Source organism: Pandoraea sp. ISTKB (assembly GCF_001721285.1).
GTDB lineage: Bacteria > Pseudomonadota > Gammaproteobacteria > Burkholderiales > Burkholderiaceae > Pandoraea > Pandoraea capi.
Map to the genome: position 1 here is coordinate 38858 of NZ_MAOS01000020.1, position 14812 is coordinate 53669.

At 56.4% G+C, this 14812-nt stretch carries 14 protein-coding genes; 5 read left to right on the forward strand and 9 right to left on the reverse strand.

The features are described 5' to 3' along the window. Window positions 1–12: 12 nt before the first annotated feature. The 4 genes from A9762_RS04190 to A9762_RS04205 all read right to left on the reverse strand — a co-directional run bounded on the left by A9762_RS04190 (window position 13) and on the right by A9762_RS04205 (window position 3951). Window positions 13–1542, reverse strand: coding sequence for a hypothetical protein (locus A9762_RS04190; RefSeq protein WP_069340794.1), 1530 nt, complete (start codon window positions 1540–1542; stop codon window positions 13–15). 235 nt (window positions 1543–1777) lie between these two features. Then, entirely contained in the window at window positions 1778–2476 is a 699-nt protein-coding gene (locus A9762_RS04195) for a hypothetical protein (protein WP_069340795.1), read from the reverse strand. Between the two features lie 33 nt (window positions 2477–2509). After that, on the reverse strand, window positions 2510–3418 hold the full coding sequence (locus A9762_RS04200) for a hypothetical protein (RefSeq protein ID WP_069340796.1): 909 nt from the start codon (window positions 3416–3418) through the stop codon (window positions 2510–2512). A gap of 2 nt (window positions 3419–3420) precedes the next feature. Then, window positions 3421–3951 carry a hypothetical protein gene (locus A9762_RS04205; RefSeq protein ID WP_069340797.1) on the reverse strand — a complete coding sequence of 177 codons (531 nt, stop codon included), beginning with the start codon at window positions 3949–3951 and terminating at the stop codon, window positions 3421–3423. Window positions 3952–4131: 180 nt separating this feature from the next. Here A9762_RS04205 and A9762_RS04210 point away from each other — a divergent pair, with 180 nt between their 5' ends. Then, window positions 4132–6453 (forward strand): DotA/TraY family protein, encoded by a 2322-nt coding sequence (locus A9762_RS04210; protein ID WP_069340798.1) that lies wholly within the window; start codon window positions 4132–4134, stop codon window positions 6451–6453. 560 nt (window positions 6454–7013) lie between these two features. Then, window positions 7014–8081 (forward strand): hypothetical protein, encoded by a 1068-nt coding sequence (locus tag A9762_RS04215; protein ID WP_069340799.1) that lies wholly within the window; start codon window positions 7014–7016, stop codon window positions 8079–8081. 42 nt (window positions 8082–8123) lie between these two features. On the opposite strand, the gene A9762_RS04220 is transcribed toward A9762_RS04215, so the two are convergent. From A9762_RS04220 to A9762_RS04235, 4 genes are all read right to left on the reverse strand, one after another. Then, a complete protein-coding gene (locus A9762_RS04220; RefSeq protein WP_139133071.1) occupies window positions 8124–8567 on the reverse strand; it encodes a hypothetical protein in 444 nt (147 codons plus the stop codon). A gap of 89 nt (window positions 8568–8656) precedes the next feature. Further along, the gene (locus A9762_RS04225) at window positions 8657–10267 is read right to left on the reverse strand and encodes a helicase HerA domain-containing protein (RefSeq protein ID WP_069340801.1); all 1611 of its coding nucleotides are present in this window, start codon (window positions 10265–10267) and stop codon (window positions 8657–8659) included. Window positions 10268–10277: 10 nt separating this feature from the next. Continuing rightward, window positions 10278–10625, reverse strand: coding sequence for a hypothetical protein (locus tag A9762_RS04230; protein WP_069340802.1), 348 nt, complete (start codon window positions 10623–10625; stop codon window positions 10278–10280). Beyond that, window positions 10622–11638 carry a hypothetical protein gene (locus A9762_RS04235; protein ID WP_069340803.1) on the reverse strand — a complete coding sequence of 339 codons (1017 nt, stop codon included), beginning with the start codon at window positions 11636–11638 and terminating at the stop codon, window positions 10622–10624. The genes A9762_RS04230 and A9762_RS04235 overlap by 4 nt, the downstream gene beginning before the upstream one ends. A 91-nt stretch (window positions 11639–11729) precedes the next feature. Here A9762_RS04235 and A9762_RS04240 point away from each other — a divergent pair, with 91 nt between their 5' ends. The 3 genes from A9762_RS04240 to pilM are packed head-to-tail and all read left to right on the forward strand — an operon-like array spanning window position 11730 to window position 13394. Next, window positions 11730–12242: a hypothetical protein gene (locus A9762_RS04240; RefSeq protein ID WP_069340804.1), complete on the forward strand. Its 513-nt coding sequence runs from the start codon at window positions 11730–11732 to the stop codon at window positions 12240–12242. A gap of 6 nt (window positions 12243–12248) precedes the next feature. Continuing rightward, window positions 12249–12941 carry a lytic transglycosylase domain-containing protein gene (locus A9762_RS04245; RefSeq protein ID WP_069340805.1) on the forward strand — a complete coding sequence of 231 codons (693 nt, stop codon included), beginning with the start codon at window positions 12249–12251 and terminating at the stop codon, window positions 12939–12941. Further along, a complete protein-coding gene (gene pilM, locus A9762_RS04250) occupies window positions 12942–13394 on the forward strand; it encodes a type IV pilus biogenesis protein PilM (protein WP_069340806.1) in 453 nt (150 codons plus the stop codon). 12 nt (window positions 13395–13406) lie between these two features. Here the strand turns inward: pilM and pilV are convergent, their stop codons facing one another. Then, window positions 13407–14810, reverse strand: a complete 1404-nt coding sequence (pilV, locus tag A9762_RS04255; RefSeq protein WP_069340807.1) for a shufflon system plasmid conjugative transfer pilus tip adhesin PilV — start codon at window positions 14808–14810, stop codon at window positions 13407–13409. Window positions 14811–14812 lie beyond the last annotated feature (2 nt).

Here is a 14812-nt window from a genome sequence, read left to right on the forward strand (position 1 = left end):
CCCTTTTTCGAATTAGAGCTGAAGGCTGAGACTCGTATCCGGGGTCTGCGGATGGACCCAGTTGTGATAGTTATAAGCCTCTTTGAAGCCCACCGTCTTTGACTTCAAATATCGCTTGTCCAACTCACTTCTTACCGCATCCGCATCGCCCATTTCCATAGTCGTGTCGAATTGGCGCGGTCCAAAGCCGGTCAACGTGTGAAACTCATAGTTGACGTGAGTCAGACCAGCATCGAAGATTCGACGAAGTACGTCAACGCGCGACGCAAATCCCTCTGGGCCAGGCTGGCCTACCAGGGGCTCGTGATACTTCAACCAACGCATCAGTTGCGGGTTCGCTCGAGCGGCCCGCTCCTCTTCCCCCTCTTCCCACCGATCCAGTTCGAAGCCCTGCTCCTCGGCAGCGCCTCGAATGTCCCTGCTTGCGGTCTCAAGCCAATTTTCGACGTGCGAAGCCAATGGTGCTTGCTTCAAGCGGTCAAGACGCTGAAGGTGCGCCTGAGCGGCCTTCCTGTAGCCGATTTCGCATGCCTTATCCGCCGACCCTGCTTGCACAAGTTGATGCCGTGAAAAACGATGCTCTCCTGGGCTCGAATCAGCCCGCTGCCGGTAAGCCTCAAGGTACTTTGTACTGTGTGCTGCGACCAGCACTGGGGCGTCTCTCAATAGGACAACCTGCTCTCGATGGAACGGCCGGAACTGTCGTGAAAAGAGACTTTCGTTTGCGGCCCCATACGAAAATGCATCGTACCCAAGTTGTATTGCCGCTTCCTTTAGCTCGCGACGGTCCGCCAGTGCATGAGAAGGAATGTAGAACTCGTCAGCACGCGGATGCTTCAGCATGCTATCGACGTCGGTTACGCTACTCGGCGCAACGGTCTCGTTCAATCTCCACCCTCCTACGTCCACCCATGCACCTTGCATCGCTTCCAGTACGCGTTCTCGCTGGGGTGATTTGAGAAGTTCGTGCAGCAGCCGCACTTCCGTCATCGGGTCACCCGGCTCCGACAACTGGAGGGCATTCTGAACGTTCAAGAAATGCGGTGCGATTGTCCACGTACCGTCCGGGTCTTCACGAACCCGGTCGGCCAAGATGTCCCGCGCACTGTAATCATCAGAAAGCAATGGCAGCGCCGAACCGCGCCGTGCTTCATAGCCGTATGCATTGTCGTCACCTGGATTACGCATAACCGCGTACACAATCGCGGGGGCGTCCGCCTCATTCGTAATCACTGTGTTGCGCGCCCAGTTCAGCACCCGTAGGTCGAAGTTTGAGAGCTTCGGCACGATCTCATGCAGATGCTGCGGCAACTCGACCGCTTCATACTTATCTGTGTCTACGATCCACCACGTCTTCCCATTCGGACCGCCAGCACGCCCTTCTTTCGATGCGTAGCGAGATTTGACCACGTCATGCACCGATCTTTCGTTGCTCGTGACAATGCATGCCAGATCGTTGCGCACTCGCTGAGCCTCCGACTCGGTCACATCAAGCCCCAACTCCATCAGCGCAAGGGCAGCGTCCTCAACGGTCATTTTCATTTGACACTCCTCGTATAGTCTATTGCCTGCCTCAATATCCAACACGATATATATTCGTTTAAATTCCGGCAAATCTATGCGAAATTTAGGGATTCCGTTTATTTTCAGATGACATAGATATATTTTTTATTTGCAAATTGATAACGTCGCACTCACACCGACCTCAGCAAGCGGGCGCCAAAAAAAAACCACGGGAATCCCGTGGCTTTGCATTGGAGTCGCGACAATCTTCCGGTCATGGGCCGCTAGGCTCGTCCGGGGAGGGCGCCGTCGTATAGCGCTCTCGAAGGGCCGCCATACGCGCTTCGAAAAGCTCATTTGCGGCCATTTCATGCAAAGGGCCGATGACCTCCTTCATTCCGTCGAACCCCACACCGAGTGCGGCACCTTCGACCTCTGCCATGACGTCCTGCGCGAGCTCCGGCGTGACCGTGTGCTCCTCAACGCCCCGCTCCAGGCACAAGCGGATCGATTTCATCAGGTCCACGTAATTACGCTCTATCGGCAGTAGCCCCGGTTGACTCGCCTCCTGCCGCTCGTCGTAACACATCGCTGCCGCTGCAGCGACGCGGTTCTTGAGGGCGACAACGTTGTCGGTCACGCCCTCGGCGTAGCTCTCGAAGCGAAGCCCGGAGCGCTCGGAAAGCACCGATCGGAAAAACCGCATCGCAGGCTCTTCGCCACCCAGGGACTTCATCAGCACGTCGGCACCGACACGAAGGGCCTTGGAGCGGTAACCGGCGTCGTGCGCCACGATCTCGCGAGCAGCCACCTCGGGCACCATCGGCTTCTCGCGCGTGATGGCCACGACCACAGACTCGAACGGAATGTGGACCAAGGGTTCGTCGACCAAATGAGCGACGAACTCGCGTGGTGCCAAACCCAGCAACGCTTGATTGCTTGGGGTGTTGCTTTGCGAGAGCGAGTAATACATGGTTTTGCTCGAAAAAAATGCCGATCGACGGATTTAGCTTGGGCCGCCCACACTACCTTCAGGTACTGGCTCCACAGCGAAATTTCGCTCGCGCTGAACCTGAAGCGTCCGGCTGGCCTTTTGTGCCACCGTAACACCAAACGCTGCGTAGATAGCTTGTCGAGTGGGGGGGACTGACGCCATTGACGACAGTACGTCCGAGGGAGTGTAGATGTTATCGGCTACCGCCTCCAACTCTCGCGCCCCGAGCACCACGTCACGCGTCTTTGCGATCTTGCGCAACACAGCTGCACTGCGTGCCCCAGAAATCGCCGTCAACCGCAAAGAGTTGTCAAATGTCGTGTCCGCCACTTCATCGCATATTTTAACGTAAGGATCATTCGCCTCCTTGGCGTTTCTGGAACGCTCCGCCGCCTTCTGGACCAGGAGATGACGAACCAGGTCGTCATCCGTGTCGTTTAGCATTCGCCGCATCAATTCGGGAGGCAAGGCCGGGTTTTCGGCCAAGCCTCTCATGACACTGCTATTTCGCTGCAGGTCGGCGTCATTGATGATGATCTGCTGTGCGACGACTGGCAAAGCTTTGTTTTTTGCTAGCTGCGAGATTACCGTCGGCTCGTGGATAAACATGCTCGTCAGGTACTGCAGCTGATGAGCATCACTGGACTGCTGCGCAATCGCCATCGCCCGCTCCAGCGCAGCGGGACGCTGACCAGGCACTTGTGAGCTGCGAACGCTTACAAGCAAATTATTTATGCCGTCTTCGACCTCCTGGATCTTCTGGGCATTCGCGACGGCTCGAACAATCTCGGCACCTCGAACGACAGTGACAGATGATGCGTGCAAACCGCGCGTGCGAACCATTTCGCCCATCTCAGCGAAGGACACGTACGCGACCGGGGTTGCGCCCTGATACGAGGACGCCATCATCGACGGCTTCATGGTCAGACCTCCGAGGTAAGTCCACGGTGACTGCGAACCCAGGTGGACTCGGTGCAGCTGAGGCGAATCTCAGCTTCATCCAGCCCCAGCTGGCGCAGAGCCATCGCGCGAAACTCGGACTGAAACACGAAGTAGTGCGTGCCGTCGGCTGCGCCGTGGGAAAGAGCCCCAGCACCCTTGACGCCCTGAGCTTGACGCTTCAAGTAGGCCTGAGCCAGCTCGCACAGCGGCTCCATCCACGCCGAGTCATACGTCGCCTGGTCCCATGTTTCATGGAGCTCATGCAGGCTCATCGCATCGCCCCTCGGCGCCACCGTATAGTCGCGAACCCCGATCACGTCCACGCCCGGGAGAAGTTCGGCGAAGAGTACTGGCTGCGACGAGGCGTGAACCACCGAATCGAAACCGCTGAAGAGCGCCAGGATTCGTGATGCTATGGACGGTCCCAACACACTCGGGCCGAACTCTGGGGACATTTCACCTAGAAACGCGACGATCCTGTCTGCAAGATTGCGACGCTCAGAAATCAACATTGGGGCCTCCGTTGCGATAAATGTTGTCATTCGTACAAATGGCTATATTTCCCGATTATACGAATCGCCTGGATTTAGACAAATAAATGCGCATCAAATGAATTCCGCGTAAAATGTGCGGTATAAATGCATTATGTGTAGCATTTTCATTTATTTTTTTGAATCGCAGAGATCCCGGCCATGGCAAACCCATTCATCCCGAGTCCGAACGATGCGGCCGTACAGTTGCTGCAGATGGTTTTCGGCGACGTGATCACCAAGCTGGTTTCCGGGCTCACGCCGCAGCAGGCGGGCAATGCGGCGGCAAGCATGCTGGGAGAGGCGTTCCGCTACTTCAATTCCGGGGTTCTGGTCTTCGGCAGCTTCATTCTCACGTGGGTTACCGTCTTCGGCATCGCCAACTCCGCGAACGACGGCGAGGTGCTGGGGAACAAGTGGTCCACGTTCTACACGCCATTGCGGTCGATCACCGCTGCAGCAGTGCTAGTGCCCATGTCGAGCGGTTTCGCCGGGGTGCAGGTCATCATGCTTTTGCTCGTGACGATGTCCATCGGATTCGCGTCAAACATTTGGACAAACGTCGCGAACTTTTCCATCGCTCAAGCCATTACGGACGAAGCCGTTCGTAGCATTGCGCAGGACCCGAGTTTCGATTCGAACCTCGCCTCCGCTATACGCATGGGCGCGTGCGCGCAAGGCGTGAATAACGCGATCACAACACTCCTGCCGGATTCCACTGCGAAACTGCAGATGCAGGCCAAGCAGACAACCGAAAAGAGCTTCGGCAACACAACGTATATCACGACGTATAGCTATGCCTCACCTGAATTTCCGGGAAGTGAGGGCATTTGCGGCACCTTCAGCATCACCGATTCGTATCCGCTGGTGACAAACATCGGTAAATCCATTTTTACCACCAACTCCAGCTCTAACACTTCCGGCAACGGCGACACCGCTGACTTCTTGCGCAAAGGGGTCGCCCAAGCACGAAATCAATTCCTGCAAACGATCTTCACCCAGTTTGTCCCGATCGCCGTCAACCAGATCTCGTATGCGGTCGCTACAGCAACGCCCGCAAGCCTGTCTGCAACCGAGTTGAGCAACGCGATCGCAAATCAAAAAACGATCTTTATCAACACGATCAAGCAATCGGTCACCACAACCATCCAAGGACAGAATGCGGACTTCGTTGGCAAGATGACCGGACAAGGTTGGATTTTCGCCGGGTCATACTGGTCCGATTTGGCGCGCATCAAAGACGCCGTTAGGTCGTCCACGTCTACGAAGATTGTCTATACGGCGGGCAGCGGGACGCTTGAGAGCGTATTGCCCCAGGGGACCGTTCTTCAAGCGGCCAACGGCATCATGGCCAATATGACGAGCGTGACTGAAATCCTCACGCGCAAAGCGCTTGAGATCGTATCCGACAAAGCCGATACCTCGACACCAGCGCTTCCAGCACTACAGACCAACTTCAGCCTCAACGACTTCGCCGACGGCGACAGTGCCGCTAAAACGTCATTCGGCAAGTGGACGCGCCACCTGGGTGTCTCGCTGATTGCGGGGATGATCAACAACCTGGTTACTGATGGATCCGATCCGGTCATGCAGGTAAAGAGCCTCGGCGACTGGATCGCCACATTCGCCGAAGGCGCATTCATCGTCAAGACGGCCCTTCGATCAACGCTGGAAGGGCTGGTCGCAACTGCGAGCTCCTCGCTGATACCCGGAAGCTCTGTTGCGGCCGGTTTTGCGAAGGCCGCTGCAGTCTTCTTCGCGGAGCTTTGGGCGCTGGTATCACCGTCGCTCACGATGCTGCTCTACATTGGGTATTTCCTTGGGATCTGGATTCCAATGGTGCCCTACTATGTCTTTGCGATCGGCGTTGTGGGATGGCTGGTGTTCGTGGTGGAGATGATGGTGGCGGGTGTGCTCTGGGCCGCCGCACACACGACGCCTGCACGCGACAACAGCTTCATTGGGAGCCAGATGCAGGGCTACATGCTGTTGATGTCTGGCTTCTTCCGGCCTGCACTCATGATCGTAGGTCTGGTTGCCAGCAACGCCCTGCTGTACCCCGCAGTTGCATTTATCAACTCTAGCTACATCACCAAAGTGCAGGCGCTGCAGCAAGAGGCGACAACCGGGATTCTGTCGATCGCAGGATACATGCTGCTCTATTGCGTGATCATGCACTCAGTGTTCATGTTGATCTTCGCACTGCCTCAGGCGCTCCCGGATCGCGTGCTTCGATGGATCGGCGCCGGGGTCGGGGACCTGGGTGAAAATCAGTCGATGGGCAAGATCGAATCCCAGGCGGGAGGACAAGCCCGAACCGCAATGATCGCGGGCGCGACAAAACGTGCGGAAATGGACAAGGCGCGTAGAGCAAGGGACGCAGACGAGGCGAGGAAGGCAGCGCTAGGCGAAAGCGACGGAAAAGACCCGACTCAGGATGCGCCTGCGCTCGATACGGGGCCTGGCCCACTGCGATTCTCCTGACGCATCACGGCGCAGAATCTCGCGAACTCGTCTCCGCTTGCGTCGTCGGGCGATTTGCCATATGCTTTCGACAGGTGCTTGTCGCGCGCCGTCCGCCCGCATCGGAGAAGCAGCCACAGCGACATCTTCATGTAACACCACGCCATTGGATTATCCTATAGCAGGCGAGGCCGAGCGGGCCGGTCATAGTGCCTGCTCGGGGTATATCCATGTCCTCCTCCGTTGAACGCTCGCTCAGCTTCCGGCAAGTAATTGGCAGTCTCGATCTAAGTCCGCTTTTTCTCATTGATGCTCAATCATTGGCCAGTGGGCTTCAGGGCCGCCTTCGATTAGCAACAAAATATATCTCGCGAGCCACCCAGGTACCTCGGAATCGTGCATACGATGCTATATCGTGTGCAGCCTCATTTGCCGACTGGCATCACTTGAGCGAACACATTTCGCTCCCAGCCAAATCCCAAAATGGATCGATACCGAACTGGTCCGATGCGTTAATACCGTTGCTTCCTCTGCTTGTACGGGAGCACGCCGGAACCGCTCCCGGTCCGGAAGCTGCACGGTTGATCGAACAGTTTTGGCGGCGCGTAGCCCATGAGCTTGCCGTCCCGTCCGCACAAATTCTGAATGACGTGGGAGCACAAATGATCGGCGAGCGTTCTTGGTCTGCGTTACTGGCCAGATCACCGATAAAGGCATCCGAACCGTTCTACCGATTCCTCGTCGATCCCAGTAACAAAGCCGGTCATTTTCAACTATCACTCCCGGGATATGCCTTGGCTGACGAGTTGAATAGCCTTAGTGATATGGGGCGAGAACCACATCCTGAGGAGCTGGCGGAGGCAGAAGAATGGGCGAGATCGATAACGCTTCGACGCCCAGATTTTTTGGACGCAGGCTTGTTTCTCGCAGAGCTGGTTGCGATCAATGATGTTTCCGAGGCGAGTAAGATCCTCGACGACTATATAGCGCGCTCGGAAGCCCTTATCCCAACTGAATTCAGGGGCAAAATTGACTGGCTTTACGACGGGAATCGCACGTATCTGAGAATGTTGTATTTGCGAATGGAAATGGCTTACCAGACCGCAGATATAGCCCGCTCCATCAAACTCGCACGAAAGCTGCTGAAGCTATGCCCGAATGATAATCAGGGGGTTAGATATGACCTGCCACTTCTACTTCTGATCAAGGGAAATATCGCGAGCGCCACACGGTCCATTCGCGCATTCGCACATGAACGCGGGTATATCGGGACGCCGATAAGGGCGTTCGTCGCCTATGCAAATGGCGACATAAAGTCATTCCGAGTCAACCTTCTCGAAGCGCTGTTTTATTGGCCCGGGTTTCGAAGATTTATAGAAGGTAATCCCAGCGAGTTCGGGCAAACCGACACCGATAGACGCGGCAAAATAATCGATATGGAAGAATTTGCTCAGTTAGCGTGGCCCGTGCTCGTAGGGATCCCCGGCCTCAAGCAAGCCTCCATGGCCCTGATAGGTGACGATCAAGTCCGACTGGCGGAAGCCCGACTCAGAGATCTCTGGCACGGATTTTTCCGTAACCCTACTCCCAACAGTTCACGCGAACAGTGGTCAAAGTCGATTGATCATTACGTCAACGTACTCAGCTGAATTTCAGAGAAAAGAAAAGCCCGCTGATTGCGGGCTTTTCTTTCATGGATGATCAGGTGAATACCAATCTCGAGACGGTCGAGCCAGCACATCTGGGTCCTTTCTCGGATCGCTTCGAAAATGGCCTTTGGCCAAGGAATCGTCGACTTCTGCATCATACAGAATCGACATCTCTTCGTAAGCCTGCTTGCGCACGATCTCCGCGCTCAACCCCAGCGCTGCTGCGAGCTGCTCTGCAAGATTATCGATGACCTTTCGCGAAGCAGCCGAGACGGCCGCCAAATCGTTGTACTCTTGGTGAAGGGTGCCGAGCCTGACGTTCGCCTCTTCGATGCGCGAATCTCGCGCTTTCAGGGCGCGTGTTTGGCGTTTTGCCAGGCCTGCAGCCGCCCAGAGGTCAGCCTCCGACGCCTCCGCACCGTGCTGAAGCGTTGGTCGCAGCATCGCCAAATCTTCTAACGCACCCATCGAGTGATTCGTACCCATAGCGCCCCTCCAAGATGACGTAGCACTCCAAAAACATCGTTTAATCGTACCATCAACTGCCGTTCGATACGCATCCCTTTGGGTTACGGTCAAGCAGCACAAATCTTTATATCCGTCATCGGCGCATTTTCCCCTGCTGTAGCCATGCTGAGCATCGCCGTATCCTTTGGACGGATCAAAGACAGGGGGTTGACACGCTTGCCGCTCCTCATGTCAATCATGTCAAGGCCCAGCTTGCGCCGCATTGACTCCCGGTACATCTCCGGGCAACCGAGCACCAGCTTTACCCCGCTTGACATCAGCAGATCATCCGAAAAGTGAATGAAAGCCTGAGAGCCCATGATCATGCCGACACCGAACTTGCGCGCCTCTTTGACAATGCGATTGATGATGTGATCGCCATCGTCCACAACGAATTTATGTGCCTCATCGAAGAGGATGAACGTATCCGGTCCGTCAGCTTCACCTCGCGATTTCGCCTCTAAGAATATGCGCTCCAAGAGCACGTCGACGAATAGCTGCTGCTCGTCGTCGCTCAGCGATTTGATGTTGTAGCGCCATATAGGGACGTTCTCGTCAAACGGCGGCGCAACACCCTTAAAGATCCCGCTGCGCTCCAGCGCTTCGATCCGATCGAACAATCCCTTTACGGCGTCCGCGCTATCCCAAAGGAGCAGTTCCTCGAGCTCCTGGCCACTGTCTACCTTTTCGATTCCGTCCTTGAATGCGTCGACAGCTTCAGCTTGAGCCTTGCCGATCATGCCTTCCAGCTTGTCGAGGTCCTCGGCACCAGCGCTATCAAACTTCCGCGCCCGCAACTTCGCGCGCTTCGTTGCCAACGACATCACTTTATCGAACGAACGGATTGCGGGCGCACTCTGCCCGGTTTTCATCATGACCAAGCGGTCCCAAAGATGACGGCGAACATCGGCCAGCGTTGGAAAGCGCTTCCCCCCTGCTTCGCCCCATCGCTCGACTGCTTCAGACGCCTTCGGGTGATCTTGCGAGATCTCCCAGCATTTCGTCTCGCCATTGAACTTGACGCCGTACTCCTGACGGATTTCATCCTTTTCGCCTTCGCTCTTGTCGAACCAATTCAGATTCGGTAGCGCAAGCATGCCAGGGCGCGGGGTCACATTGCGACTCCGCGTGCGTCGCGGATCATAGGAAAGCGACCACGTTTTGGGGTCATCCACCATGAAACCATGCTGTTTGTAGAGATCGATCAGGAGGCGATACAGCGCCGTCTTCTGTTTCGGGCCAAGAGCACCTTGTCGCTGCAGCAGATTGATGAACGCGTTCGCGCGCTTACGCGGACCACCTTCCGGGTCGTCAAGGAGGTCCAGCGGGGGTAACCCATATTGCGTCTGCTCACCGAAATTGATGGTGTGCACCAACCCCTCAGGAATCGGCCGATCTCGATGTGGCGCGATATCGGAGAAGTCCCCCAGATCGCCATGCACATCAATGACGAAGACCTGCTTTGCTCCTTGCTCGGCCAGCCCAAGGATCATCCGGTTCAGTTGGTGGCTCTTGCCGCTCCCAGATGGGCCCGCGACCAGAAAGTGGCCGTTGATTGCCTTATGGCTATCAAAGGAGTATTCCTGACCAGCGAAGCGCGCATGTGTGCCAAACGGCAGCACAATACGTTGTGTCTTGCGCTTGTATCGTCGGGGAATGTCTTGTGGAAGTTCGCTCATCAATTTGTTCTCAGTCCGTAGTAGGCTTCATCCAGAGATCCGGCTCAGCCGTCTCGAACGACTTTGCCGACTGGGCTTGCATGCCCGACATGTACTCGACGTCGGGCACCGCCGTCTCCATCTTCAATCGGTACTCGACTCCAAGCTCAACAGCAACCCGTCTAAGATGAGGGTCCTGGGAAGAGTGGCCAAAAAAGAGAGCCCTTCGTCCTTCTTGCGATAGCTTGTTGCCCACCGCCGCACAGGCGCTGGCCAACTCATTGAGCGCAGGGACACTAGCGTAGATCTCCTCACCAATACGCTCCTCGGGAGCACGCATCGATATCTCGGTATCAAAAGGGATAACCGTCAATTTCATCGCAGTTGCGCCTCAATCTCTGTGTCGTCTGCGGGAGAAGTCAACGTGTCGGTCGGCGGAGCGCATTCTGCTTGAGAAGCACGCAACTCCGGAATCCCCTCACAGATAAGCGACAGCATATGACCCATCAGCCGCTCAAATGCCTCGTCCACGTGCGACATAGGCAGACCGGAGCCTTTAGCAGTCTCCAGCATCACCAAACGCTCGTCGCCGTTCATTGCTTCGAGCGCAAGCACATCGTTGCGCGCGCAAGCACGGTATGACTGTGCATAGAGAGTCCCGACTTGCTCGATGAGCGTTTGCCGAATTGCAAGTTCGGACTCCGGCTTCATGGCCGAAAGCACCTGCGTCTGCACAAGCTCTCGAAATGCGCGATCAGCGGTGGCTCGGATTGTGCGCACGCCGGTGGCGACAATGTCAGCGGGGCGGGGGTGAAAGTAGTCGAACGCGGTGACGGCTGCATGCACTTCAGCAGCCACCGAGAACAGCGCTATGCGCTCCACCATAACGACAGTTAGGTCGGCGTCAACGTCAGCTGACGGCCTATCCGAATGAAGCCTGCTCAAGGCCCCCTGTGGCACTTCCGCGTAAATTGCGCTGATCTGCCCGGGAGTCAATGGCCGCCTGCCGAACGCATGCGCAAGACGCCATTGAAGGGATATGGATTCAGCTGCGTCTTCGCGCAAGGCGCTCATGTAGGCGGGAAACTGTGGATCCGAAGTGTCGACCGGAATCAGCACGGCAGCTGCGTCTGCCAAATCCTTGGCCTGGCAGAGAAGCTCTTTCGCCACGATGCGAATCTCATCCGCCGATGCCCCTGAACCTGGTTCGATTGCGATCGCAGTGATAACGGTTGAAACAACTTTCGTGACCGAACACACTTTGCGACCCATCCAATCGAGCCGATCGTTGAACACGTGAGTCGACCCACGGATATTGCCGAGCTCCGCAACGTCGGAGAAAGAGCCTTTTACTTGAGCGTCGGCAGCCCCCTGCACTTCGGAAATCGTCATTACGGCAAACCTCCCAGGTCGCGCCAAATTTCCAAGTATTTTAGCAAATTAGGTTAGAATTTAAGTCATTAATTTGCATAATCGACCGAAAATGAACGAAAAAAACATATGTATTTCAATCGCCGACAGACTACTGTCTGTTGTTGATCTCATCAAGTGGACGAGCACATTCGGTACCGAAATGATTGAGCAGATGGAGTCACCGGTATCGGGATTGCGTGTTTCACCCGCGCTGTCCGGACTTTTCGGTATGGTGAAAGGAGGGCCGTACCCCATGCTTGCCATGCATCCGGGGGAAGCATCGTGGCTTCGACACCTGCCTGTGGACTTCGCTTTGGTCGGGTACGACCGAGGACTGATTCTGGTAACCGAGGGATTCAGCGTATTCGATCAGGCATTTTCCCCATTCGGGATCTCCGTCCATGTGCCGTTGAAGCTTCACGCAGACCTACAGCAGGCACGAATGATCGGCTTTGCATTCGTCGCCAAGGACCGCGTGGAAACGGTCAACCGTCTGGTTCCGCTGTACACACCAGAGCGCTATAGGGAAGAGCGCGTTTCCATCACGGAGCGCACACGGGCGAGTAGCCTGTTCTCGGGATAAACGCCGATGCGACGAGTCATTTACGCTAGCGTGTGCGCTCTGTTGGGCGGGTGTGGATCCTCTTACGCCATTGCCGAGCCGATAGGTGATTTGATTGCCACCTGCGCTCCGCTAGTTCATCCCATCACGATGGGCAAGATCGTGCGAACGGAGTCCGAAGGCAACCTCTACGCGATCGCTGACGCTGGGCCCAAAGGATTGCCATGGAAGGGCGTACGCGAAAAGATGGTTCGGTCGTTCTTTCCGAAGACGGTAGACGAAGCTGAGGAAATCGCCACTCAGCTAATTCGCAAACGTCACATCGTCGCGATCGGGATATCTCAGGTCTCTAGCGAGAACCTCGCGCGGTTCGGCCTGTCGGTGCGACAAGTTCTCGACCCTTGCACCAACCTCAAAACGGGCTCGACCATCCTCGCCGAGTTTTACCTGCGGGCAGTTCGTGCAGGCGACCGGCAAGACGCGGCGATCCTGTCCGCCGTATCGGCATACAACAGCGGAAGCTTCACAGCCGGATTCTCGAACGGTTACGTGCGCAAGGTGCTTGCTGCACAACCGTTCCTGGTACCAGGCAGCGCCGTAACTCCATCTCCAACCCCACGCTCCGCTGGCGCTCCAGCGCCATCGCCATCGCCAGCTGTGCAGCCACAGCAGTTACTCAGTCAGAAATTCTACAAATTGGAAGTTACCGAGGATCACTAAATGTATGCGCTTATACCGATCGCGTTGATCGCAGTTGTCTTGAGGCTAATGCTGGGATCGGCGGGCACGGATGAGGCCCGCATTCACGGGGACAACATGGCATCCGCTCAAGTCGGCGATAGCATGCTCGCGCTTCATGCAAAAGCAGCTGAGTACGCTCGATCGAATCCCTCTGTGACGGGCAGCGCCACGGACACCGCCATCTCCATGCCGAGCTGGTTCGTGAGACCCGCAGGCGTCGGCGTCTACCTGAATGCCGGTTCGTCCTTCGTGTATTACACCGGCCCGGAAACTGGCGTCGCAAGCTACATCTATAGCCAGACGGAAGACCCCTACGGAAGCGGCAAGAACAATGGGGGAACATTGCTCTCACCTAACGCGGCGCCGAGTGACACATCCCTCCTGACCATCCCCAATCAGGTCCCCAACGGGGCAACAGTCGTTATGCCGTAGCTCGCCAGGGCATTAGCTGGCGCACTGGGCGTAAGCAATGCAATTGCCGGTATTTCCTTCAGAGCAGGCCCAGCCGTTACCGCTCGGGTAGCAAATCTGCGCACCCACGACGCGGCCGTCACCGCCGCGTTCCATTCCGCAGCTGCCACCAACTACGGTCGTACCGGCTGGACACTGAACACTGGCCCCGTACTGCGCCCAGCCTGATGACACCGTAGAGACGCTGCTGATTCCGCCTGCGGACCAGTACCCATTTACGCACGACAGATGCCGTCCTGAGGGATCACGAACGAATGTCCCGACGGTGCAGCTTCCGCCAACGTAGCCAATCCCGTCCATTGTCAATCCGCCGTAAGAACGAAGCGAGCCGGCAAGCATCTGCCCGCCCGTGTAAACGTTCTTGTCAGCATAGCTGCGCACCCATGTTGGGTCGGCCATGTACCAACCACCGTTATATGTCTGGTTATACCAGCCGTTAGCACCCGTGCTGCGGTACCACCCTCCCGTGTAGGTTTCACCACTCGTGTAGGTGTTTCCGTTGACGTTCGCATCCCCCATCCACACCGGCGCAGCGGACCCATCTGTGTGACGGACGTACAGTGTTCCCGCCTGGTAAATCGCACTGTTCGTGTCATCGCCATAGAGGTAGGTCTTGCCGATCTGTACCGACATTCCTGTGGGCAGATTCACCTTCGTCGCATTGACAGTCCCTCCATTATTGATGTCATGCGAGTTCAGGTCGATATTCGTCTCCATCCGGTTCACCTCCGGTTTTCCCGGAACAGATACCCGATAGAGATATTGATTTGCCTGGGCCGCGTTCTGATAGAACAGCCCAGCGGCCAAGTGCCCCGTCGCCGGGTTCGCACCGTAGTCGCTGAGCACAGCAGTCCAGCCCCCTCCGGCGCCCGTGGCGTTGCCTGGCGACAGAGCCGAGACAAATCCGCCCGACGTCCCCGCCATCTTCGCAATCGCCCTCATTTGCTTTTCAGGAATGGGGTTTCCACCAACCGTTTGCAGCAAAGGATTGAGCGTGTAATTCGGCGCGGTACCCGTGCGCTGAATCGCTAATTGGTACGTCTGGCCGTATGAGTTTGTGCTCGACAATCCTTGAGGCATGGACGGGGCGATTTGCGCCCAGTTGTAGACGACGGGCGTCGCTCCGGCAGCGATTGATGCGGCATTGTCCTTAACGAACTTGTCAGCTCCGGTCATAGCGAGCTTGAGCTGGCCCGCAATCAGGGCATTTTCTTGATTGTCCGCGTTCACCGTTGCCCATGACGCAGCCAACACAATCAGCGCCAACACGATCGTAATCGCGCCCGCGACTTCGAGACCAATAACACCCCGTTGCGCTGTCAAGCGACTGCGCGCGTGGCACTTAGCAGGCGCAGACTGGATTGGTTTTTCGCTCATTA

Bases quoted from the DNA above. Each gene is read 5' to 3' on its own strand.
- A9762_RS04190 (WP_069340794.1), bottom strand. From the start codon at position 1,542: ATGAAAATGACCGTTGAGGACGCTGCCCTTGCGCTGATGGAGTTGGGG.
- A9762_RS04195 (WP_069340795.1), bottom strand. From the start codon at position 2,476: ATGTATTACTCGCTCTCGCAAAGCAACACCCCAAGCAATCAAGCGTTG.
- A9762_RS04200 (WP_069340796.1), bottom strand. From the start codon at position 3,418: ATGAAGCCGTCGATGATGGCGTCCTCGTATCAGGGCGCAACCCCGGTC.
- A9762_RS04205 (WP_069340797.1), bottom strand. From the start codon at position 3,951: ATGTTGATTTCTGAGCGTCGCAATCTTGCAGACAGGATCGTCGCGTTT.
- A9762_RS04210 (WP_069340798.1), top strand. From the start codon at position 4,132: ATGGCAAACCCATTCATCCCGAGTCCGAACGATGCGGCCGTACAGTTG.
- A9762_RS04220 (WP_139133071.1), bottom strand. From the start codon at position 8,567: ATGGGTACGAATCACTCGATGGGTGCGTTAGAAGATTTGGCGATGCTG.
- A9762_RS04225 (WP_069340801.1), bottom strand. From the start codon at position 10,267: ATGAGCGAACTTCCACAAGACATTCCCCGACGATACAAGCGCAAGACA.
- A9762_RS04230 (WP_069340802.1), bottom strand. From the start codon at position 10,625: ATGAAATTGACGGTTATCCCTTTTGATACCGAGATATCGATGCGTGCT.
- A9762_RS04235 (WP_069340803.1), bottom strand. From the start codon at position 11,638: ATGACGATTTCCGAAGTGCAGGGGGCTGCCGACGCTCAAGTAAAAGGC.
- A9762_RS04240 (WP_069340804.1), top strand. From the start codon at position 11,730: ATGAACGAAAAAAACATATGTATTTCAATCGCCGACAGACTACTGTCT.
- A9762_RS04245 (WP_069340805.1), top strand. From the start codon at position 12,249: ATGCGACGAGTCATTTACGCTAGCGTGTGCGCTCTGTTGGGCGGGTGT.
- pilM (WP_069340806.1), top strand. From the start codon at position 12,942: ATGTATGCGCTTATACCGATCGCGTTGATCGCAGTTGTCTTGAGGCTA.
- pilV (WP_069340807.1), bottom strand. From the start codon at position 14,810: ATGAGCGAAAAACCAATCCAGTCTGCGCCTGCTAAGTGCCACGCGCGC.